The sequence below is a fragment of the Luteimonas sp. YGD11-2 genome (genome assembly GCF_004118975.1).
Taxonomy (GTDB): domain Bacteria; phylum Pseudomonadota; class Gammaproteobacteria; order Xanthomonadales; family Xanthomonadaceae; genus Luteimonas; species Luteimonas muca.
Map to the genome: position 1 here is coordinate 68,041 of NZ_CP035376.1, position 20,678 is coordinate 88,718.

A 20,678-nucleotide genomic window follows, 5' to 3' on the forward strand; every position below is an offset into this window, starting at 1 on the left:
TCCCCACCCCATGCAACGCGTCAGCCGCGGGCGTCGTGCTCGAGGTGGTAGCGCGTGGCGGCGTCCACTTCCTCGCGCGATCCGAGGAACACGGGTACGCGCTGGTGCAGCTCGCCCGGTTCGATGTCGAGAATGCGGCGGCGGCCGTCGGTGGCCGCGCCGCCGGCCTGCTCGATGAGCATCGCCATCGGGTTGGCCTCGTACATCAGCCGCAGCTTGCCGGGCTTGGAGGGATCCTTGCGGTCCCAGGGATAGATGAAGATGCCGCCGCGGGTGAGGATGCGATGCACGTCGGCCACCATCGACGCCACCCAGCGCATATTGAAGTCCTTGCCGCGCGCGCCTTCCCTGCCGGCCAGAAGATCGCTGACATAGGCCTGCATCGGCACGTCCCAGTGGCGCTGGTTGGACATGTTGATGGCGAATTCCTTCGTTGCCGGCGGCACCTGGATGTCGCGCCGGGTCAGCACGAAGGAGCCCTGCTCGCGGTCCAGGGTGAAGGCATGCGTGCCATGGCCGACGGTCAGCACCAGCATCGTGCTCGGGCCATAGATGCAGTAGCCCGCGGCAACCTGTTCGCGCCCGGCCTGGAGGAAATGCGAATCCTCGACGTCGCCACCGTCGCGCGCGCGCAGTACCGAGAAGATCGTGCCCACCGAGACGTTGACGTCGATGTTGCTGCTGCCGTCGAGGGGATCGAACACCAGCAGGTAGTTGCCGCGCGGGAATGCATCCGGCACCGGCTGGCAGTGGTCCATCTCCTCCGATGCGCAGGCCGCGAGGTGCCCGCCCCAGGCGTTGGCCTCGAGCAGGATCTCGTTGGACAGCACGTCCAGCTTCTTCTGCGCCTCGCCCTGCACGTTGATGCTGTCGCCGCCGTCGCCGGCCACCGCGTCGCCGAGCACGCCGCCGAGTGCGCCCTTGCCCACCGCCACCGAGATCCGCTTGCAGGCGCGTGCCACCACCTCGATCAGCAGGCGCAGCTCCGGGTTGAGCTGGCCGGCGCGCTGCGCCTCGATCAGGAAACGGGTCAACGAGGTCTGGGACATGACGCACTCCACGGCTGCGGGGCCGGCATTATCGCCCGCATCCATGCGGCCGCCACCCGGCCTGCCGCCGCGCCTGCGTGCGCAGACTCAGATCACCCGCAGCGTGATCGCCTTCAGCACCGCACGGGTGCGGTCGCGGGTGCCGAGCTTGTCGAGGATCACCGACACGTAGTTCTTCACCGTGCCCTCGGCCAGGAACAGGCTGCGCGCGATCTCGCGGTTGGAATAGCCACCGGCCAGCAGGCGCAGGATCGCGACCTCGCGCGGATTGAAGCTGTCCAGCGGCGCGCGGTCGTCGCGGAAGTGGAAACGCGCACGCACGGGGTCGGTGCTGACCGGCTGCAGCAGGGTCTCGCCGGCCGCCACGCGGGTGACAGCATCGAACAGCTCTTCCGGCGCGGCGTCCTTGAGCAGGAAGCCCTGCGCACCGGCTTCCGCGGCGCGCAGCAACAGGTCGCTGTCGTCGAAGGTGGTCAGCAGCAGGAGCGGCGTGGTGTCGCCACGCGCGCGCAGTGCCTGCAGGGCCTGGATGCCGTCGGTGCCGGGCATGCGGATGTCCGTAAGCACCACGTCCACCGTGGTGGCCTGCAGTTGCGCGAGCAGGGCCGCGCCATCGTCGGCTTCCAGCGCGATCACGATGCCCAGCCGCTCCAGCAGGGCGCGCAGCCCCGCACGCACCAGGGCCTGGTCATCGGCGAGCGCCACGCGCAGTGCGCTCATGCCGGCAGCTCCGCCTCGATGCGCAACGCCCCGCGCCGCCCCGTTGCCAGTGCCAGGTGGCCGCCGAGCGCGTCGATGCGCTCGCGCATCCCGGCCAGGCCATTGCCCTCGCGCACCGCGCCGTGCAGATGGCCATCGTCCTCGATCGCCACCCGCAGGCAGCCATCGTGCTGCACCAGGCTGACCGCAAGCGTGGTGGCGCCGGCGTGGCGGGCGCTGTTGGTCAGCGCCTCCTGCACCATCCGCAGCACGGCCTCCGCCAGCGCCGGATCGCGGATGCGCAGGTCGGGTGCGATCTGCAGCGCCAGCCGCGGCCGCGGGAAGGGCGCGGCCAGCGCGTGCAGCGCATTGGTGAGGTCGAGCCCGCCGCCATCGCGCATCGCCTGCACCACGCCGCGGATGTCGCCCATCAGCTCACCGCACAGCTGCTGGGCGATTCTGAGTTCACCGCGTTCTCGCAGCTGCGGATCGCTGGCCAGTGCGCGCAGGTTGAGGGTCAGTGCGGTGAGGGTATGGCCGGCGACGTCGTGCAGCTCGCGCGCCACGCGCACCCGCTCGCTGTCGCGCGCGCTGTCGGCCAGCAGGGCGCGCGTGGCCAGCAGATCGGCATTGACCCGCACCAGCGCATCGCGGCTGTCCTCGGCGTTGCGCAGGGCGCACGCGGTCACCGCGGCGAAGCCTTGGAAACCGGTATAGAGCAGGGTCACCGTCAACGGCGCGGAATGGCCGTAGTCGAGCATCAGCAGGTACTGGCCGAGACCGCTCAGCCCGATCGCCGCCACCACTGCGCGCCCCGACCAGTGCGAGGCGACCAGCGCGGTCCAGATCACCAGCAGCACCTGGGCGGTGCCCACGCGTGGATTGATCCACAGCAGCAGCAGGGCAAGCACCGGCATCAGCAGCAGCAGGGCATCGGCCGCGCGCGGCGACCGCCGGCGCACGGCGTCGTGCGAGAGCTGTGCGATCGCAAAGGCGCCCAGCAGTGACCACGCCAGCACCGGATGTGCGCCGGCGATCCAGCGCAGCGACATCCCCACCGCGCCCAGCGTGCACAGCCCGGCAAGGTGCATCGGATGCAGCAGGTTGCGCAGGGCGTCGGGCATGCGGCCATGCTGCGACGCCGGCGCGGCATCGGCAATGCCATGGCGGCCGAAAGTGACTTCCGGCAGGTCGACGCGATGACCTCCGGCCATGTGCTGCTTCGGCGCCGGCAGCGAGTCTGACGGCATTCCCGTCACAGGAGCCGGCAATGTCACCCGGAGTGCGAGGTTGCAGGCTGACGTTGTATGTCGTGCTGGCGCTGGTACTGCTGGCCTGCCTGTGGATCGGCTGGCGCGACCACGACCCGTGGCTCGAGCAGGCGCTCGTGCGTCAGCGGATCCGCGAATGGATCCGCCTGGGCCTGCAGCTGGCCGTGCAGTACGCGATCCCGGGTGCGATCGCGCTGGTGTTCATGCGCAGGGCGTGCGGCGCCGGGCAACGGCGCCGCGTGTGCAGGCCTTAACCCGCGACCTTCGAGATCGCGTCGGCCACGTAGTCGAGGTTGCGATCGTTGAGCGCGGCCACGCAGATACGGCCGGTGCCGACGGCGTAGATGCCGAACTCGTCGCGCAGGCGGTCGACCTGCTCGCGGCTCAGGCCGGAATACGAAAACATGCCTGCCTGGTCGTTGATGAAGCCGAAGCGGCCGGCACCATGGGCGTCCAGACGCGCCACCAGGCCTGCGCGCAGGGCGTGGATGCGCGTGCGCATCTCGCCCAGTTCCTGCTCCCACATCACCTTGAGCGCAGGATCGTTGAGCACGCCCGACACCAGCATCGCGCCGTGCGAGGGCGGACTGGAATAGTTCGCGCGGATCAGCCGCTTGACCTGCGACTGCACGCGGCGCGCCTCGTCGGCATCGGCGCACACCACCGACAGCGCACCGGTGCGCTCGCCGTACAGCGAGAACGACTTCGAATACGAGCTCGCCACCATGAAGTTGGCGATGCCCGACTCCGCCAGCAGGCGGATCGCCGCGGAATCTTCCTCGATGCCCTTGTCGAAGCCCTGGTAGGCGATGTCGATGAACGGCACCAGCGCGCGCTCGGCCAGCACCGCGATCACCTGGCGCCATTGCGCGACATCGAGATCGGCACCGGTGGGGTTGTGGCAGCAGGCGTGCAGCAGCACCACCGTGCCGGCTTCGAGCCTGCGCAGGTCGGCGAGCATGCCGTCGAAGTCGAGGCCATGGCGCTCGGCATCGAAGTAGGTGTAATCCAGCACCTCGAAGCCGACCGCGCCGAACACCGCGCGGTGGTTCTCCCAGCTCGGGTTGCTGATCGCGATGCGCGCTGCAGGCAGCGAGTGCTTCAGCAGCTCGGCGCCGGTGCGCAGCGCGCCGCTGCCGCCCACGGTCTGCGCGGTGATCACGCGCCCGGCGGCCAGCAGTGCGGAGTCGGCGCCGAACAGCAGTTCGCGGGTGGCGCGGGTGTAGGCGGGCAGGCCATCGATCGGCAGGTAGCCGCGTGCCGCACCCTCCTCGGCCAGCCGGCGCTGTACGGCGTCGACTGCACGCAGCAGCGGGATGCGTCCGGCCTCGTCGTAATAGATGCCCACGCCCAGGTTGACCTTGTCGGTGCGGGCGTCGGCATTGAAGGCCTCGGTCAGGCCCAGGATCGGATCGCCTGGAACCTGTTCAAGATGTGCGAAAACGGACACGGCGCGACTCGCTGGCTGGAAGAGGGAACCCCGCAGCGCCCAGGCTGCGGGCCGGCCATGATACCCCGCGGCACCTTGTGGGCCTGGCGGGGGCGGGCGACCGGCCCGAGCCTTCAGCGCATCCGGTCCCAGTTCCACTGCAGGCCGACGGTGAGCTGCCGGCCCAGGCCCGGCTCGTAGAAGCGGCCGTTGCCCTCGTTGACGATCACCGAGCCGATATGGCGGCGGTCGAACAGGTTGTCCAGCCGCGCGAAGCCGCGCAGGGTGCCGTTGGCGGTCTGCCAGTCGCGGCCACCGGACAGGTGCAGCAGGCCGTAGCCCGAAGCTGCTTCGCTGCCGAGATCGTTGACGGTGACATCGCCCAGCGCCTCGCCTTCGATGGCGGCCGACCACGGCCCCTGGCGCCAGTTCAGCCGCGCGTACAACTGCTGCTCGGCCACGCCGGGGATGCGGGTGCCGGCGGGCACCACGGTGCTCGGCACGGTGCAGCCGGCGCCCTGGCAGATCAGGTAGTCGCTGCGGAAGGTCGCGTCCAGCCAGGTCCAGGCCAGCTGCAGGTCGAAGGCCTCGCCCAGCGGCATCGCGAACGCGGCCTCGGCGCCCTGCCGGCGCGCCTGGCCGACGTTGCGGAAGCTGCTGCGGCCGCCGGCATTGCGGGCGACGGCGAGCTCGTTGTCGGTATCGGCGCGGAAGAGCGCCGCTTCCAGCGACCAGCCCGGCGCGCCCCGCCACTTCACCCCCGCCTCGACGTTGTCGCTGATCGCCGGCTGCAGGCCGAACGCCAGCCCGGCGCCGCCATCGGCGCGGTAGGACAGCTCGTTGAAGGTCGGGGTCTCGAAGCCGCGGCCGGCCGACACATAGAAACGCAGTGCGTCATCGGGCGCGAACACCAGCCCGGCGACCGGCGCGGTCTGGCGGTAGCGCACGCGACCGCTGTCGTCCGGATTGGCGCCGGTGACATAGCGGTCGTCGGATTCGAACTGCACCTCGCTGTGGCGCACGCCCGCCAGCAGCGACCATTGCGGTGCGAACCGCCACCAGGCCTGCGCATAGCCGTCGGCATTCTCCAGCGTGTTGCGCTCGTCGCGGCGCAGGTCGCCACGCACGCCGACCTGGTCTCCGACGAAGTTCTCGAAGCCGCGGCGGTGCTGGCGCTGGCGGTCGAGGTTGCCGCCCACGGTCACCTCGAACGGCGCCCCGGCCAGCGCGCCCTCCCAGGTCCAGCGCGCATCGATGCCGTCGTACTGGTTGTCGAGGTCGATCACCCCGCCGGCGTGCAGCGGGCTGTTGTTCTGCGGCGCCGGCGGGATCGGCAGGAACTGCACCACGTCGCGCTCGCCGCCCCAGGCCCGCACGCGCACGGTCTGCGCATCGCCGAGCCCGTGCTCGTAGGTCGCACCCAGCTGCTGCTGGCGGGTGGTCTTGCGGGTGTTGTACTGGTGGGCCACGCCGACCGCCTGGCGCGGGTTCTCGCGCGCCTGCTCCGCGGTGAGGCCGAGCGGATCCTGCGCGTCGACATCGAGCCAGTTCGCCACCACGTCGAGCCGACGGCGGTCACCGAAATCCCTGTGCAGCTTGAGGTTGGCGATGTCGCGGCGCGCGGCGCTGTGGTCGCGCCAGCCGTCGGTGTCGTAGCGCGACAGCGCGAAGTTGTAGCCGATGCCCCCTGCGCCCTCGCCCAGCAGCTGCGCGGCCAGGGTGCGGCTGTCGTTGCGGCCGGCGGTCGCGCGCACCCGCCACGGATCGCCGGCGCGGCCGTCCTCGCTGTACATCTCGACCACGCCACCCGACGAGTTGCCGTGCAGTGCCGAGAACGGCCCGCGGATGACGTCGATGCGGTCGCCACCGGCGAGGCTGAAGTGCGACAGCTGGCCCTGCCCGTCGGGCATCGAGGCGGGAATGCCGTCGACGTACAGGCGCACGCCGCGCACGCCGAACGTCGCCCGCGAGCCGAAGCCGCGGATCGACAGCTGGGTATCCTGGGCCAGGTTCTGGCGGTTGCGCGCCAGCAGGCCGGGCACGCCGCGCAGCACTTCGGAAACATCGGCGCCACTGCCTCCGGCGCCGTCGCGCAGGTCAATGGTGGCGGTGGACGCGGGCGTGTCGAACGCGCTCACGCCGCGCAGGCGCGTGCCCTCCACCACCACGCGGTCCAGCGTGCGGACATCGGTGGCGGCCAGGTTCGGGTCGAGCGGGGCGGTGGAACTTGCCTGCGCAAGCGCGCAGGCCAGACAGGTGGCGAGCATCGGCATCGGCATCGGTGACGGAAAGACCGGCCAGTGTGGCCGGTCCCGCATGCACCCCGGGTCAACGCCGGGCTGGACATCCGCGGCCGGAGCTGCGCACGCCGCCGCAGCTCCGGCCAGGTGCGGCCTCAGACGTCGCCGTCGCTGGCCCAGCCCTCGCCGGTGCCGCGCTGGAACACCCGGTCGCCGGGCTGCACCCCGCCGGCCGGCAGCGAGTCCTGCGTGGCCAGGCGCGCGTAGATCGGGGTGAAGTCCGGCCGCGTGGCGTCCATCAGCTGCTCGAAGCTGTCGATGACGAAGTAGGTCTTCTGGAAGGTGTCGATGCGGTAGCGCGTGCGCATGATCCGCTCGAGGTCGAAGCCGATGCGGTTGGGCGCGGCGCTGTCGAGTGCGTGGATGCTCTCGCCTTTCGACGACACGATGCCGGCACCGAAGATCCGCAGGCCCTCGGGGGTGTCGATCAGGCCGAACTCCACCGTGTACCAGTACAGCCGGGTCAGGTTCTGCAGTGCGTCCGCACCAATGCCGTGCGCCTTCACCCCGCCGCGGCCGTAGGCTTCCATGTAATCGGCGAACACCGGATTCATCAGCAGCGGCACATGGCCGAACAGATCGTGGAAGAGGTCGGGCTCCTCGATGTAGTCGATCTGGTCCGGCCGCCGGATCCACCACGTCACCGGGAAACGGCGGTTGGCGAGGTGATCGAAGAAATCCAGTTCCGGCAGCAGGCCCTCCACGCCGATCAGCGTCCAGCCGGTGGCAGCTTCCAGCGCGACGTTGAGCTCGGCGAACTTCGGGATGCGGTCGGGCGTCATCCCCATCGCGTCCTGCGCATCGAGGAATTCGTTGCAGGCGCGGCCGACCAGCAGCTCGCGCTGGCGTGCATACAGGGTCGCCCAGGTGGCGTGGTCGTCATCGCTGTAGCTGTCCCACGGCTGCGCGACGATGCCGGTGGCGTAGACCGGCACCTTGCCCTTGTCGGTGTGCAGGTTCTCGACCCGGCGCGGTTCGGTGATGACGGCATTCATGGCGCGATCCCCTTGCAGACATGGACCTCCAGACTAGCGCCGCAGCCGCGCAACGGGGTTGCGAAGTTGCACGCAGCACCGGCTGCAGCGCAGGATCGTTGCGTCAATTGTCCGGATCACGCAAAAAATGGCTGCCGCCCCGCTCGACCGCATCGACCTGCACCTGCTTGCCGAACTCCAGCGCGGCGGCCGGCTCACCAACGCGGAACTGGCCGAACGCGTGCACCTGTCGCCGTCGGCCTGCCTGCGCCGGGTGCAGCGGCTGGAGCGCGACGGGGTGATCAGCGGCTATCGCGCCGAGGTCGACGCCGAGCGCATCGGCCTGGGCCTGCAGGCCTTCGTGCGCGTGCAGCTGGAAAAGCACGGCTCCGCCCCGGTGGAGCGCTTTGCCGCCGCGGTCGATGGCTGGGACGAGGTCGTCGCCTGCCACGCCCTCACCGGCGACATGGACTACCTGTTGCACGTGGTGGTCGAGGACCTCGACCACTTCTCGCGCTTCCTGCTCGACCGCCTGTTGAACGAGAACGGCGTGGCCGACGTCAATTCAAGTTTCGTGCTGCGCACGGTGAAGCGCTTCAGCGGCCTGCCGCTGTCGCGCGACTGAGCCGCGGTTCGAGCAGCGGGCTGGGCGTCAGCCGCGGCAGCATCAGCCACTGGTCGAACTGGCGCGCCGCCTCGACCAGATCGAGCATCGCCTGCGTGCGCCGGCCGTCGTTGCGCCCGGTGGGCACGTTCCAGAACGGCCCGGCGCGCAGGGCGTGCCGGGCGGCCACGCCGCCGTCGGAGGCGAGGTAGGCGCGGATCCGCGGGTGTTCCGCGGCGTGCACCTCCAGCGCCACCAGCACCGGCCCGCTGTGCACGTAATGGCGTGCCAGCGCCGCGACCAGCGCCGGTACTTCGCTGGTGCCGTGAAGCTCGCCGATCATGACGAGGCGGTTGTCGCCGGCGTCGCGGATCACCGCCTGCGCAGCGGAGTCGACGCCGCTCACAGCAAACGCTGGCCGTGCCGACATCGAAGCGACCAGCAACAGCAGTGCGGTGGCGATCCTGCGCATGAGGCGTTTCCTTCCATGGATTCGAGCGTGGGAACTTGCCCCGTCGTGCGGCGTGCGGGCAAGCGCAGCTGGCCTCAGCCGCAGACGTCCGCCTGTCCGCGGCGGAACGGGTTGAGCCTGCGCACCCAGGTGTTGCCGCAGTCGACCTCGTCGGCGGCAGGTGACGGCTGGGCGGGTGCCGGGCGTGGCGCCAGCGCGGCTGCGCGTTGCCGCTGGCGTTGCGCGATCGCGGTGCGGATCTGCGGCATGGCCGCCAGGGCGGCGCGTTCGCCCTGCAGGATGGCGTGCGCGCGCTGTTCGAAGCTGGCCGGGCCGATCTCGTCGACCTGCGGACGGATCACCACATCGGCACGGCCGCGTTCCTCCGCACCCAGGCGCTGGCCCATGATCGCGATCGACTGGTTGACGATGCCCACGAGGTGCTGCGGCGTGCTGCCGCTGGCACGGGTGGAGATGTCCACCGCGATGACCAGGTCCGCGCCGAGCTGGCGCGCGGCATCCACCGGCACCGGGCTGACCACGCCACCATCCACATACGAGTGTTCGCCGATGCGCGCGGGCTCGAACACGCCGGGCACGCTGCTCGAGGCGCGTACCGCCTGGCCGGTGTTGCCGCGCACGAACACCACGCGATCGCCGGTATCCAGGCGGGTGGCGACCGCGGCGAACGGCTTGCCCAGCCGCTCCATCGGGCGACGGTCGACCTGTGCGTTGACGTAGTCCTGCAGCTTCTGGCCCTGGATCAGCCCGCCGGAGAACAGCCGCACATCGCGGATGCTGGCTTCGTCCAGCGCGACCGCGCGCTCCTGCATGGCGAACGCGTCCAGCCCGCTGGCATACAGCGCGCCGACCACGCTGCCGGCGCTGGTGCCGGCGACCACGTCGGCGTGGATGCCGTTGGCCTCGAGGATCTTGATCACCCCGATATGTGCGAATCCTTTTGCCGCGCCACCGCCCAGCGCCAGGCCGATGCGCAGCGGGGGCGGCGGTGGCGACGGCGTGGCCACCACCGGCGCCGCAGGCGGGGTATCGCGCACAGGATCGCCGCCGCCGCCGCACGCAGCGAGCACCAGCATGCAGGCGACGGCCGCACTGTTGCGCAGACGGAGAAGCGGGGTCGGCACACGCATCGCAAACACACCTGTCGGGAAGCGCGCCAGCATACGCAGCGCCGCCGGCCACCGGCTGAAGCCGGCGTCAGCCTGACCGACCGATGCGGCCTGTCGGGGAATTCCGGACGGCCGGAGCAGTGCGATGGTCGCGGCGCCGGGCCGCGTTGCAAGCCGGCGGCAGCGGGGTGATCACGGCCTCAACAGGCTGCTGCCGTCCGACGCGTCGCGGTTACGCAGGCTTGCCACCGACGTCCCGCCAAGGGTTGTTCACCGCTCGCCATCGGCCGCGAAGCGCTCGCCGAAGAAGTCGCCGTCGCGCCACTGCGGGCGGGCGTCGTCATTGCCGATGCGGGTCGCCAGCGCCGCGGACACGCGCGCCAGCCTTGCGGCGTCGTCGTACTGGATCGGCTGGGTGGCGTCGTCGCAGGGCTGGTGGTAGCAGTTGCGCAGGTAGTAGGCGAGCGCCCGCCTAGGGTCGCGCTCGCCATCGGCGGAGATCACCCCCCCGTCGAGGTAGATCGCGGGGATACCGGCGCGCACGAAGGCGTAATGGTCGCTGCGCACGAAGGTGACTTCCTCGGGAAACGGGTCGTCGGAGACCTCCACGCCCAGTTCCTCTGCCACCGCGACGACCGCATCGCCGAGGCTGGAATGCTCCCGCCCGATGGCGACGATGTCGGTGCTCGGCGCCAGCAGCACCGGCATGTCGATATTGATATTGGCCACCGGGGTGCCGGCATCGTCGGCGCGGGTCACGAACCACTGCGCCCCCAGCAGCCCCTGCTCCTCGCCGGTCAGCGCCACGAACAGCTGCGAACGCCGCGTCGGCGTGGTCGCAAGCGTGCGTGCGGTCTCCAGCATGATCGCCACGCCGAGCGCATTGTCGAGCGCCCCGTTGTGGATGCGATCGCCTTCGCCGCCGGCCGGCATGCCGACGTGGTCCAGGTGCGCGGTATGCACGACCTGCTCGCCGGCGAGGTCGTCGGTGCCGGGCAGCCGTGCGACCACGTTGCGCGAGGCCATTTCGCCGATCGTGGTGCGCCCGGCCAGCAGCAGCGTGCCCGGCAGTTCGAAGCCACGCAGCGTGCCGGCGCGCGCGGCATCGAACAGTTCCGCCGCCGGGCGCTGGCCGTCGGCGAACACCAGGTCGGCGGCGGCCACGCCGACGGCCGCGACCGCCTGCAGCATCGGGAAGCCGTCCACCGGCCCACCGTCGTCGTCGCGCAGCCGCATCGCCGCGTTCTGCCAGCTCGCGCGCTGTCGCGCCCACGGCAGGCGTGCCTCCGACTCCGGCGTCGACACCAGCACCGCGCCCACCGCACCCCGCGCGGCCAGCGCGGCCAGCTTTTCCTGCAGCGCCGAGTGGTAGGCGCGGTGCTGGTCGTCGAAGGCCTGCGGCGCGCCTGGCAGCAGCACGGCGATCCGGCCCGCCAGATCGAGCCCGGCGAAATCGTCGTGGCCGATGTCGGGCGCGTGGATGGCATGGCCGACGAAGACCGCCGGCGCTTCGACCCGGTGCGTGCCGGCATTGAAGTTCGCCCAGGGCAGGAACTGCTCGCCAAGCTTCAGTTCGATGGTGCGACCGCCGCGCGTCACCGCGAGCCGCGCGCCTTGGGCCTGCGGCACCGCGCGCAGCAGCGGCACGGTCTGGAAGAAGCCGCCGTCGTCGCCGGCCGGCTCGAGGCCGGCATCGGCGAACTGCGCAGCCACATAGGCCGCGGCAAGGTCGTGGCCGCGGCTGCCGGTTTCGCGCCCTTCCATGCTGTCGTCGGCGAGCCGCCGCAGGTCGACCGCGATGCGCTGGGCGGCGGGGTCGTCGGACAGCGGCGTGGCGTCGTCGAGGTCCGCCGCGACAGCCACCGACCCATCGACCGACGGCTCGGCCGTCGGCCGCAGCCACAACCAGCCCAGCAACAGCAGCGCGGCGACGGCGAACGTGGCGAGGAGCAGGCGCAGGGCGCGTCGCGGAGCGGTCATGGCGCCTCCGGGCCGGAGACCTGCCACAGCGCGGCGATCGCGCGGGCGAGCGGATAGGGAGCGGGTGCGTTGCGGTTGCTCAGCACGACCACGGCCAGGCGTTGCTGCGGAAAACGCAGCACCACGTTGCGGAAGCCGATGGTCTCGCCGGAATGCCACTGCATGCCGCCATGCAGGCGCCAGCCGTACCCATAGGCATCGACGTCGTCCTCGCCGGTCGGCGTGGTGGTGTGGGCGGCGAACATCGCCTGCCGTGATGAGTCGGCAAGGAGCGTGTCGCCATCGAGCGCTGCCAGCCACAACGCCAGCTCGTCGATCGACGCATAGATGCCGCCATCTCCTAGCGTGGCACTGGTGGGGCTCTGGTCGGTGCGCTGCCAGCGGCCGTCGCGCAGGCTGTATCCCCAGGCGCGCGCCGCCACCGGCGCCGCGTCCGCGGTCCATGCCACCGCGCCATGCATGCCAAGCGGTGCGAACAGGCGCGTGCGCAACACCTCCGGGAACGACTGCCCGCTGGCGCGCGCGGCCACCAGGCCCAGCAGCACGTAGCCGCTGTTGCTGTAGGCATATCCGGTGCCCGGTGCGAAGCGCAGGCGGTCGGCGCCGGCAAGCAGCGCCAGCACGTCGGCGTCCTGCACCTGCTGCGCGGGCAAGGCGTCCATCAGATCCTCGTAGTCGACCAGGCCGGAGGCGTGTGCGAGCAGGTGGTGCAGGGTGACCGGTGCGGTGGCCGGCGGCAGTTCCGGCAGCCAGCGGCGCACCGGGTCATCCAGTTGCAGCAGGCCTTCCTCGGCAAGGCGCAGGATCGTCGCAGCGGTGAACTGCTTGCTCACCGACGCCAGCCGGTAGCGGGTTCCCGGGCTCGCGGGCGTGGCGGCTTCGAGATCGGCCAGGCCATGGCTGCGGCGTAGCACTGCCCTGCCCTCGTGCATGACCAGCACCGAGACCCCGGGCACCTCACCGGCATAGTCGCGCAACAGCGCATCCACCGCGGTCACGCGGCGATCGTCGGCGGCATCGGCGGGCGGGGCGACAATGCCACCGACGAGCAGCAGGGCAAGCAGGGCGGATGCGTTCATCCGCCGATTCTAAGCGGGTCACCGCCGCGGCCGTGGCCGCCGCGGCCGTGGCCGCCCGGTGCCTGCCGCCCCGGGCGGTCAGCCCTCGCGATCGCGGCGCGGGAATTCCAGCACCACGCCGCGCGGCGGCGGTTCGCGCTTCCACAGCACCGGCACCGCATGCGGCGATGGCGGCTCGAAACTGTCGGGATCGAGCGCCGCAGCGCGTGCGGCCTCCTCTTCCTCGATCTCCCAGCTGTAGCGACGGCGCGGATGCGCGAGGTCGGCATGCCGGAACAGCACCGCCGCGATCACCCCGCCGAGTGCGCCGCCCAGGTGCGATTGCCACGACACGCCGGGGTCGTGCGGGAGCACCGTCAGCAGCATGCCGCCATAGAAGAAGAACGCGATCATCCCGGCGGCGATCGATGGTCGGTCGCGCCGCAGCAGGCCCAGCACGAACACCAGGAACATCAGGCCGTGGGTGAGCCCGCTGGCACCGAGGTGGCGCGAGCCCGGATCGCCCAGCCACCAGGCGCACAGCCCGCTGCCCAGCCAGACCAGCGGCAGCGCCCGCCAGGTCGCGCGCGGGTAGACGGTCAGGGCCAGCATGCCCAGCAGCAGCAGCGCGAACGCATTCGCCAGCAGATGCGACGGCGAGCCATGCAGCAACGGCGCGGTCAGCAGCCCGATGAGGCCGGCCGGCAGCTGCGGCCGCACCGCGAACAGCGTCCAGTCGACCATCGCCTGTACACCGAACATCACCGCCAGCAGCGCAACGAATGCGAGGCTGGCCTTTGCGGCCGAGGCGAGACGGCGATGGTCGGCCACGCGCTGGGCGGCGGGGTCGGCGGGGTGGTCAGGCATGTCGAGGTGCATGCCACGAGGATGGCGACGCCGGGCCACGATGCAAGGGCGCGGCCCGTGGGACATTGCGGCCCACGCGCCCCCGCCCTGCCCCCACGGCGGCCGTTGGGGTGCGCTCGCTTAGAATCCCCCGATGACCAATACCCCCCTTCCGACCGTCCACCTCAAGAATGCGTGGCGGTCCAACCATCCGTGGATCTTCCAGCGCCTGGTCGAGAAGCCCGCGCAGCGCCCCAAGCCCGGGGCGATCGTCGATGTCGCCGGTGTCGACGGCACCTGGATCGGCCGCGGCTTCTACAACGGCCATTCGCGCATCGCCCTGCGCATCCTCGAGACCGATCCCGACGTGCCGGTGGATGCCGCGTGGTTCGCGCGGCGCATCAGCGCGGCGGTACGCCTGCGTCGTGACGAACTGGGCCTTGATGCGGTGTCCGACGCCTGGCGCGTGGTCCACAGCGAAGGCGACGGCCTGTCGGGCCTGGTCGTCGACCGCTATGGCGACCTGCTGGTGGTGGAGTTCTTCAGCGCGGGCATGTTCCGCCACCGCGAGTGGATCTACGACGCCCTGCGCGCCGAGTTCCCGGGCTGCCGCTTCTACAGCTTTGCCGACGAACACGTGCAGAAGCAGGAGTCGTTCGACTTCCGCGGCAGCGAGCCGGTGCCGCCGGCGGTGATCACCGAGCACGGCATCCGCTTCCGCGCGGACCCCGCCGGTGCGCACAAGACCGGTTTCTTCGCCGACCAGCGCGAGAACCGCGAGTGGCTGTCGCACCGCGTCGCCGGCAAGCGGGTGCTCGACCTGTGCTGCAACACCGGCGGCTTCGGCGTGTATGCCGCGGTGCGCGGCGCGTCGGAGGTGGTCGGCATCGACATCGACGAGGCGGTGCTCGACATCGCCCGTGGCAACGCGAAGTTGAATGACGCACGCGTGCGCTTCATCCAGGCCGACATCTTCCCGTGGCTGCGCGATGCTGCGATCAACGGCGAACAGTTCGATGTGGTGGTGCTCGATCCCGCCAAGATGACCCGCGACCGCGAGCAGGTCATCCCGGCGCTGAAGAAGTACCTCGACATGAACAAGCTTGCGCTCGGCGTGTTGAAGCCCGGTGGCCTGCTCGCGACGTTCTCGTGCACCGGGCTGGTCAGCGAGGAGCAGTTCCTCGACATGCTGCGCCGTGCCGCGTTCTACGCGGGCCGCACGGTGCAGGTGCTCAAGGTGTCGGGTGCCGGCGCGGATCATCCCTACCTCGCGCACGTGCAGGAATCGCGCTATCTCAAGGCGGTGTTCTGCCGGGTGCTGGATTGATCTGACTGCCTGCTGAGCGTGACGTAAAAATTCTGCAGAAAAGGGCTGGCGCTTTCCGCAGGACCGACGCACAATGCGCCCCCTTCCGGTGACGACGTGAACAACGCCTTCACCTCCCGGCACCGCTTGCGGACCTCGTGTCCGGGGTTCGATGAACGGGAAGCAGCGAAAGCCGCGGAAATGAAGTCGACGCGAAAAAAGGTGTTGACAGAAACACGATCCGCGCTAAGATGGGCGGCTCACCTCGACGGAAACGACGGGGTACGGCAAGAAGGGGTTCGCGGCGCTGAGGCCGGAGCCTGAAGATCTTTGACAGTGTACGCAGGAGACTTGTGCGGACGTCTGGCGGCTGGATGACCATCCAACAACGCAGACGTTCGAAAGAGCACAGAGTCGATTCCAAGCATGCAAATGCGAGTGATTGAATTCGAGCTCCGGACGACGACTGCACTCAAGCTTTAATGGGGTTTCGGCCCTATGCAAGACTTAAGTGAAGAGTTTGATCCTGGCTCAGAGTGAACGCTGGCGGCAGGCCTAACACATGCAAGTCGAACGGCAGCACAGGGGAGCTTGCTCCTTGGGTGGCGAGTGGCGGACGGGTGAGGAATACATCGGAATCTGCCTATACGTGGGGGATAACCTCGGGAAACCGGGACTAATACCGCATACGACCTACGGGTGAAAGCAGGGGACCTTCGGGCCTTGCGCGGATAGATGAGCCGATGTCGGATTAGCTAGTTGGCGGGGTAAAGGCCCACCAAGGCGACGATCCGTAGCTGGTCTGAGAGGATGATCAGCCACACTGGAACTGAGACACGGTCCAGACTCCTACGGGAGGCAGCAGTGGGGAATATTGGACAATGGGCGCAAGCCTGATCCAGCCATGCCGCGTGGGTGAAGAAGGCCTTCGGGTTGTAAAGCCCTTTTGTTGGGAAAGAAAAGCAGTCGGTTAATACCCGATTGTTCTGACGGTACCCAAAGAATAAGCACCGGCTAACTTCGTGCCAGCAGCCGCGGTAATACGAAGGGTGCAAGCGTTACTCGGAATTACTGGGCGTAAAGCGTGCGTAGGTGGTTTGTTAAGTCTGATGTGAAAGCCCTGGGCTCAACCTGGGAATTGCACTGGATACTGGCAGGCTAGAGTGCGGTAGAGGATGGCGGAATTCCTGGTGTAGCAGTGAAATGCGTAGAGATCAGGAGGAACATCCGTGGCGAAGGCGGCCATCTGGACCAGCACTGACACTGAGGCACGAAAGCGTGGGGAGCAAACAGGATTAGATACCCTGGTAGTCCACGCCCTAAACGATGCGAACTGGATGTTGGGTGCAATTTGGCACTCAGTATCGAAGCTAACGCGTTAAGTTCGCCGCCTGGGGAGTACGGTCGCAAGACTGAAACTCAAAGGAATTGACGGGGGCCCGCACAAGCGGTGGAGTATGTGGTTTAATTCGATGCAACGCGAAGAACCTTACCTGGCCTTGACATGTCCGGAACCTCTGAGAGATCGGAGGGTGCCTTCGGGAACCGGAACACAGGTGCTGCATGGCTGTCGTCAGCTCGTGTCGTGAGATGTTGGGTTAAGTCCCGCAACGAGCGCAACCCTTGTCCTTAGTTGCCAGCACGTAATGGTGGGAACTCTAAGGAGACCGCCGGTGACAAACCGGAGGAAGGTGGGGATGACGTCAAGTCATCATGGCCCTTACGGCCAGGGCTACACACGTACTACAATGGGAAGGACAGAGGGCTGCAAACCCGCGAGGGCAAGCCAATCCCAGAAACCTTCTCTCAGTCCGGATCGGAGTCTGCAACTCGACTCCGTGAAGTCGGAATCGCTAGTAATCGCAGATCAGCATTGCTGCGGTGAATACGTTCCCGGGCCTTGTACACACCGCCCGTCACACCATGGGAGTTTGTTGCACCAGAAGCAGGTAGCCTAACCTTCGGGAGGGCGCTTGCCACGGTGTGGCAGATGACTGGGGTGAAGTCGTAACAAGGTAGCCGTATCGGAAGGTGCGGCTGGATCACCTCCTTTAGAGACCGGACGGCTTCCACCGTCCAGGCGTCCGCACAAGTCACCTGCATCCAGAAAGTTCCGGCACAGGCCGGAACAGTCCCTTACATGGGGCCATAGCTCAGCTGGGAGAGCACCTGCTTTGCAAGCAGGGGGTCGTCGGTTCGATCCCGACTGGCTCCACCAGGGTTGAGCCCAAGCGATTTGGGTCTGTAGCTCAGGTGGTTAGAGCGCACCCCTGATAAGGGTGAGGTCGGTGGTTCGAGTCCTCCCAGACCCACCAGTTTTTCTGGATGACGGCGTACACGAAAGAATTAGATGGGTTCCGCGTTGAGGCGGGGCCATGATCTTTGAAAATTGGGATGTAGCGAGCGTTTTGGAACGAAATGTCCAGACGTGTCGTAGAGGCTAAGGCGGGGGAGCAAATCCCCTGAAAACTTGATGTCGTTGAAATTCGCGTCTGCGGTTTGTACCCGCGGACACATTCAACTCCGAGGCGACTTGGGGTTATATGGTCAAGCGAATAAGCGCACACGGTGGATGCCTTGGCGGTCAGAGGCGATGAAGGACGTGGCAGCCTGCGAAAAGTGTCGGGGAGCTGGCAACAAGCTTTGATCCGGCAATGTCCGAATGGGGAAACCCACCTCGCAAGAGGTATTGCATGGTGAATACATAGCCATGCAAGGCGAACGCGGTGAACTGAAATATCTAAGTAACCGCAGGAAAAGAAATCAACCGAGATTCCCTGAGTAGTGACGAGCGAACGGGGAACAGCCCAAAAGTCGATGTGGTTCTAGCGGAACAGTCTGGAAAGGCTGGCCATAGACGGTGATAGCCCAGTACGTGAAAGGGCCATGTCGATGAAATTGAGTAGGGCGGGGCACGAGAAACCCTGTCTGAACATGGGGGGACCATCCTCCAAGGCTAAATACTCCTGACCGACCGATAGTGAACCAGTACCGTGAGGGAAAGGCGAAAAGAACCCCGGCGAGGGGAGTGAAATAGACCCTGAAACCGTGTGCGTACAAGCAGTAGGAGCTCCGCAAGGAGTGACTGCGTACCTTTTGTATAATGGGTCAGCGACTTATTGTTCGTGGCAAGCTTAACCGTATAGGGGAGGCGAAGGGAAACCGAGTCTGATAAGGGCGCATAGTCGCGGGCAATAGACCCGAAACCGGGTGATCTAGTCATGCCCAGGGTGAAGGTACCGTAACAGGTACTGGAGGCCCGAACCCACTCCCGTTGCAAAGGTAGGGGATGAGGTGTGATTAGGAGTGAAAAGCTAATCGAACCCGGAGATAGCTGGTTCTCCTCGAAAGCTATTTAGGTAGCGCCTCATGTGAATCCTCTCGGGGGTAGAGCACTGTTATGGCTAGGGGGTCATCGCGACTTACCAAACCATGGCAAACTCCGAATACCGAGACGGACTGCATGGGAGACACACGGCGGGTGCTAACGTCCGTCGTGAAAAGGGAAACAACCCAGACCCACAGCTAAGGTCCCAAATTCAGTGCTAAGTGGGAAACGATGTGGAAAGGCACAGACAGCCAGGAGGTTGGCTTAGAAGCAGCCATCCTTTAAAGAAAGCGTAATAGCTCACTGGTCGAGTCGGTCTGCGCGGAAGATTTAACGGGGCTAAAGCACTGAACCGAAGCTTGGGGTGTGCATATTTATATGTACGCGGTAGAGGAGCGTTCCGTACGCCTGCGAAGGTGGATTGAGAAGTCCGCTGGAGGTATCGGAAGTGCGAATGCTGACATGAGTAACGATAATGCGGGTGAAAAGCCCGCACGCCGAAAGCCTAAGGTTTCCTTGCGCAACGTTAATCGGCGCAGGGTGAGTCGGCCCCTAAGGCGAGGCAGAAATGCGTAGTCGATGGGAAGCTGGTTAATATTCCAGCACCTCGCGTGAGTGCGATGGGGGGACGGAGAAGGGTAGGTGTACCGGGCGTTGGTTGTCCCGGGGAAAGGCGGTAGGTTTGGGGCTTAGGCAAATCCGGGCCCCTTCAAGACCGAGCACCGAGACCAGGTCATTAGACTGAAGTCACTGATCCCACGCTTCCAGGAAAAGCCCCTAAGCTTCAGCTCACGCAGACCGTACCGTAAACCGACACAGGTGGGCAGGATGAGAATTCTAAGGCGCTTGAGAGAACTCGGGTGAAGGAACTAGGCAACATAGCACCGTAACTTCGGGAGAAGGTGCGCCCTTGGTCGTGGCCCATGCGGGCTATAGCGATCGGGGGCCGCAGTGACCAGGCCGCTGCGACTGTTTATCAAAAACACAGGACTCTGCAAACACGAAAGTGGACGTATAGGGTCTGACGCCTGCCCGGTGCCGGAAGGTTAATTGATGGGGTCAGCCGCAAGGCGAAGCTCTTGATCGAAGCCCCGGTAAACGGCGGCCGTAACTATAACGGTCCTAAGGTAGCGAAATTCCTTGTCGGGTAAGTTCCGACCTGCACGAATGGCGTAACGATGGCGGCGCTGTCTCCACCCGAGACTCAGTGAAATTGAAATCGCTGTGAAGATGCAGCGTTCCCGTGGCAAGACGGAAAGACCCCGTGAACCTTTACTATAGCTTTACACTGAACGTTGAGTTCGTCTGTGTAGGATAGGTGGGAGGCTGTGAAACCATGGCGCTAGCTGTGGTGGAGCCATCCTTGAAATACCACCCTGTCGTGCTTGACGTTCTAACCTGGGCCCGTAATCCGGGTCGGGGACCGTGTATGGTGGGTAGTTTGACTGGGGCGGTCTCCTCCCAAAGAGTAACGGAGGAGCTCGAAGGTACGCTCAGCGCGGTCGGACATCGCGCACTGTGTGCAAAGGCATAAGCGTGCTTGACTGCAAGATCGACGGATCAAGCAGGTAGGAAACTAGGACTTAGTGATCCGGTGGTTCTGTATGGAAGGGCCATCGCTCAACGGATAAAAGGTACTCCGGGGATAACAGGCTGATACCGCCCAAGAGTTCATATCGACGGCGGTGTTTGGCACCTCGATGTCGGCTCATCACATCCTGGGGCTGTAGTCGGTCCCAAGGGTATGGCTGTTCGCCATTTAAAGTGGTACGCGAGCTGGGTTCAGAACGTCGTGAGACAGTTCGGTCCCTATCTGCCATGGGCGTTGGAGATTTGAGAGGGGCTGCTCCTAGTACGAGAGGACCGGAGTGGACGAACCTCTGGTGTTCCGGTTGTCACGCCAGTGGCACTGCCGGGTAGCTACGTTCGGAAACGATAACCGCTGAAAGCATCTAAGCGGGAAGCGTGCCTCAAGATGAGATCTCCCGGGAGCTTGACTCCCCTGAAGGAACCATCAAGACCAGGTGGTTGATAGGCTGGGTGTGTAAGCACAGCAATGTGTTGAGCTAACCAGTACTAATGATCCGTGCGGCTTGACCATATAACCTCAAGTGGCTTCGCCGAAACATGCGAAGACCGAGGCCTCGACAACACGTCGACGACACGATTTCAAAATGCTCGCTACAATCCCACCCCTCGAGAGCGTGAGCGCTGCTCTGTCGCATCCGCGACAGTCCCGGCGACCCTCCACCC

The 20,678-nt window shown here is 66.8% G+C and carries 14 protein-coding genes, 2 tRNA genes and 2 rRNA genes; 7 read left to right on the plus strand and 11 right to left on the minus strand.

Annotated elements, in window-relative coordinates; translation table 11 throughout:
• Positions 1–20: 20 nt before the first annotated feature.
• The 3 genes from ERL55_RS00350 to ERL55_RS00360 all read right to left on the minus strand — a co-directional run bounded on the left by ERL55_RS00350 (position 21) and on the right by ERL55_RS00360 (position 2,998).
• A complete protein-coding gene (locus tag ERL55_RS00350) occupies positions 21–1,049 on the minus strand; it encodes a class 1 fructose-bisphosphatase (RefSeq protein ID WP_129134654.1) in 1,029 nt (342 codons plus the stop codon).
• A gap of 87 nt (positions 1,050–1,136) precedes the next feature.
• Entirely contained in the window at positions 1,137–1,769 is a 633-nt protein-coding gene (locus ERL55_RS00355; RefSeq protein WP_129134655.1) for a response regulator transcription factor, read from the minus strand.
• Positions 1,766–2,998, minus strand: a complete 1,233-nt coding sequence (locus ERL55_RS00360) for a histidine kinase (protein WP_343132715.1) — start codon at positions 2,996–2,998, stop codon at positions 1,766–1,768. The genes ERL55_RS00355 and ERL55_RS00360 overlap by 4 nt, the downstream gene beginning before the upstream one ends.
• A gap of 20 nt (positions 2,999–3,018) precedes the next feature.
• On the opposite strand from ERL55_RS00360, the gene ERL55_RS00365 reads away from it, so the two are divergent.
• The gene (locus ERL55_RS00365) at positions 3,019–3,273 is read left to right on the plus strand and encodes a hypothetical protein (protein ID WP_129134656.1); all 255 of its coding nucleotides are present in this window, start codon (positions 3,019–3,021) and stop codon (positions 3,271–3,273) included.
• Here ERL55_RS00365 and ERL55_RS00370 read toward each other — a convergent pair.
• The 3 genes from ERL55_RS00370 to phhA all read right to left on the minus strand — a co-directional run bounded on the left by ERL55_RS00370 (position 3,270) and on the right by phhA (position 7,743).
• Positions 3,270–4,469, minus strand: coding sequence for an amino acid aminotransferase (locus ERL55_RS00370; protein WP_129134657.1), 1,200 nt, complete (start codon positions 4,467–4,469; stop codon positions 3,270–3,272). The two genes, ERL55_RS00365 and ERL55_RS00370, sit on opposite strands and share 4 nt — an antisense overlap.
• Positions 4,470–4,582: 113 nt before the next feature.
• A complete protein-coding gene (locus tag ERL55_RS00375; protein ID WP_241685792.1) occupies positions 4,583–6,715 on the minus strand; it encodes a TonB-dependent receptor in 2,133 nt (710 codons plus the stop codon).
• 128 nt (positions 6,716–6,843) lie between these two features.
• A complete protein-coding gene (phhA, locus tag ERL55_RS00380; RefSeq protein ID WP_129134659.1) occupies positions 6,844–7,743 on the minus strand; it encodes a phenylalanine 4-monooxygenase in 900 nt (299 codons plus the stop codon).
• A 127-nt stretch (positions 7,744–7,870) separates the two neighbouring features.
• On the opposite strand from phhA, the gene ERL55_RS00385 reads away from it, so the two are divergent.
• Complete coding sequence (locus tag ERL55_RS00385; protein WP_129134660.1) at positions 7,871–8,347, plus strand: Lrp/AsnC family transcriptional regulator; 477 nt, start codon at positions 7,871–7,873, stop codon at positions 8,345–8,347.
• Here the strand turns inward: ERL55_RS00385 and ERL55_RS00390 are convergent.
• The 5 genes from ERL55_RS00390 to ERL55_RS00410 all read right to left on the minus strand — a co-directional run bounded on the left by ERL55_RS00390 (position 8,319) and on the right by ERL55_RS00410 (position 13,812).
• Positions 8,319–8,798 carry a hypothetical protein gene (locus ERL55_RS00390; protein WP_129134661.1) on the minus strand — a complete coding sequence of 160 codons (480 nt, stop codon included), beginning with the start codon at positions 8,796–8,798 and terminating at the stop codon, positions 8,319–8,321. The two genes, ERL55_RS00385 and ERL55_RS00390, sit on opposite strands and share 29 nt — an antisense overlap.
• Before the next feature lie 74 nt (positions 8,799–8,872).
• Positions 8,873–9,928: a patatin-like phospholipase family protein gene (locus ERL55_RS00395; RefSeq protein WP_232141559.1), complete on the minus strand. Its 1,056-nt coding sequence runs from the start codon at positions 9,926–9,928 to the stop codon at positions 8,873–8,875.
• Positions 9,929–10,177: 249 nt separating this feature from the next.
• Positions 10,178–11,887, minus strand: coding sequence for a M28 family peptidase (locus ERL55_RS00400; protein WP_129134663.1), 1,710 nt, complete (start codon positions 11,885–11,887; stop codon positions 10,178–10,180).
• A complete protein-coding gene (locus ERL55_RS00405; RefSeq protein WP_129134664.1) occupies positions 11,884–12,966 on the minus strand; it encodes a serine hydrolase domain-containing protein in 1,083 nt (360 codons plus the stop codon). Before ERL55_RS00405 ends, ERL55_RS00400 begins: the two co-directional genes overlap by 4 nt.
• Positions 12,967–13,044: 78 nt before the next feature.
• Positions 13,045–13,812 carry a rhomboid family intramembrane serine protease gene (locus ERL55_RS00410; RefSeq protein ID WP_129134665.1) on the minus strand — a complete coding sequence of 256 codons (768 nt, stop codon included), beginning with the start codon at positions 13,810–13,812 and terminating at the stop codon, positions 13,045–13,047.
• A 133-nt stretch (positions 13,813–13,945) separates the two neighbouring features.
• Here ERL55_RS00410 and ERL55_RS00415 point away from each other — a divergent pair, with 133 nt between their 5' ends.
• The 5 genes from ERL55_RS00415 (at position 13,946) to ERL55_RS00435 (ending at position 20,526) form a co-directional block, all read left to right on the plus strand.
• A complete protein-coding gene (locus tag ERL55_RS00415) occupies positions 13,946–15,118 on the plus strand; it encodes a class I SAM-dependent rRNA methyltransferase (RefSeq protein ID WP_129134666.1) in 1,173 nt (390 codons plus the stop codon).
• Between the two features lie 487 nt (positions 15,119–15,605).
• Positions 15,606–17,150: ribosomal RNA gene (locus tag ERL55_RS00420) — 16S ribosomal RNA — on the plus strand.
• Between the two features lie 89 nt (positions 17,151–17,239).
• Positions 17,240–17,315 (plus strand) — tRNA-Ala (locus tag ERL55_RS00425).
• A gap of 20 nt (positions 17,316–17,335) precedes the next feature.
• Positions 17,336–17,412: transfer RNA gene (locus ERL55_RS00430), tRNA-Ile, on the plus strand.
• 230 nt (positions 17,413–17,642) lie between these two features.
• A 23S ribosomal RNA gene (locus ERL55_RS00435) occupies positions 17,643–20,526 on the plus strand.
• Together the 16S and 23S rRNA genes with 2 tRNA genes alongside form the textbook arrangement of a ribosomal RNA operon.
• Positions 20,527–20,678 lie beyond the last annotated feature (152 nt).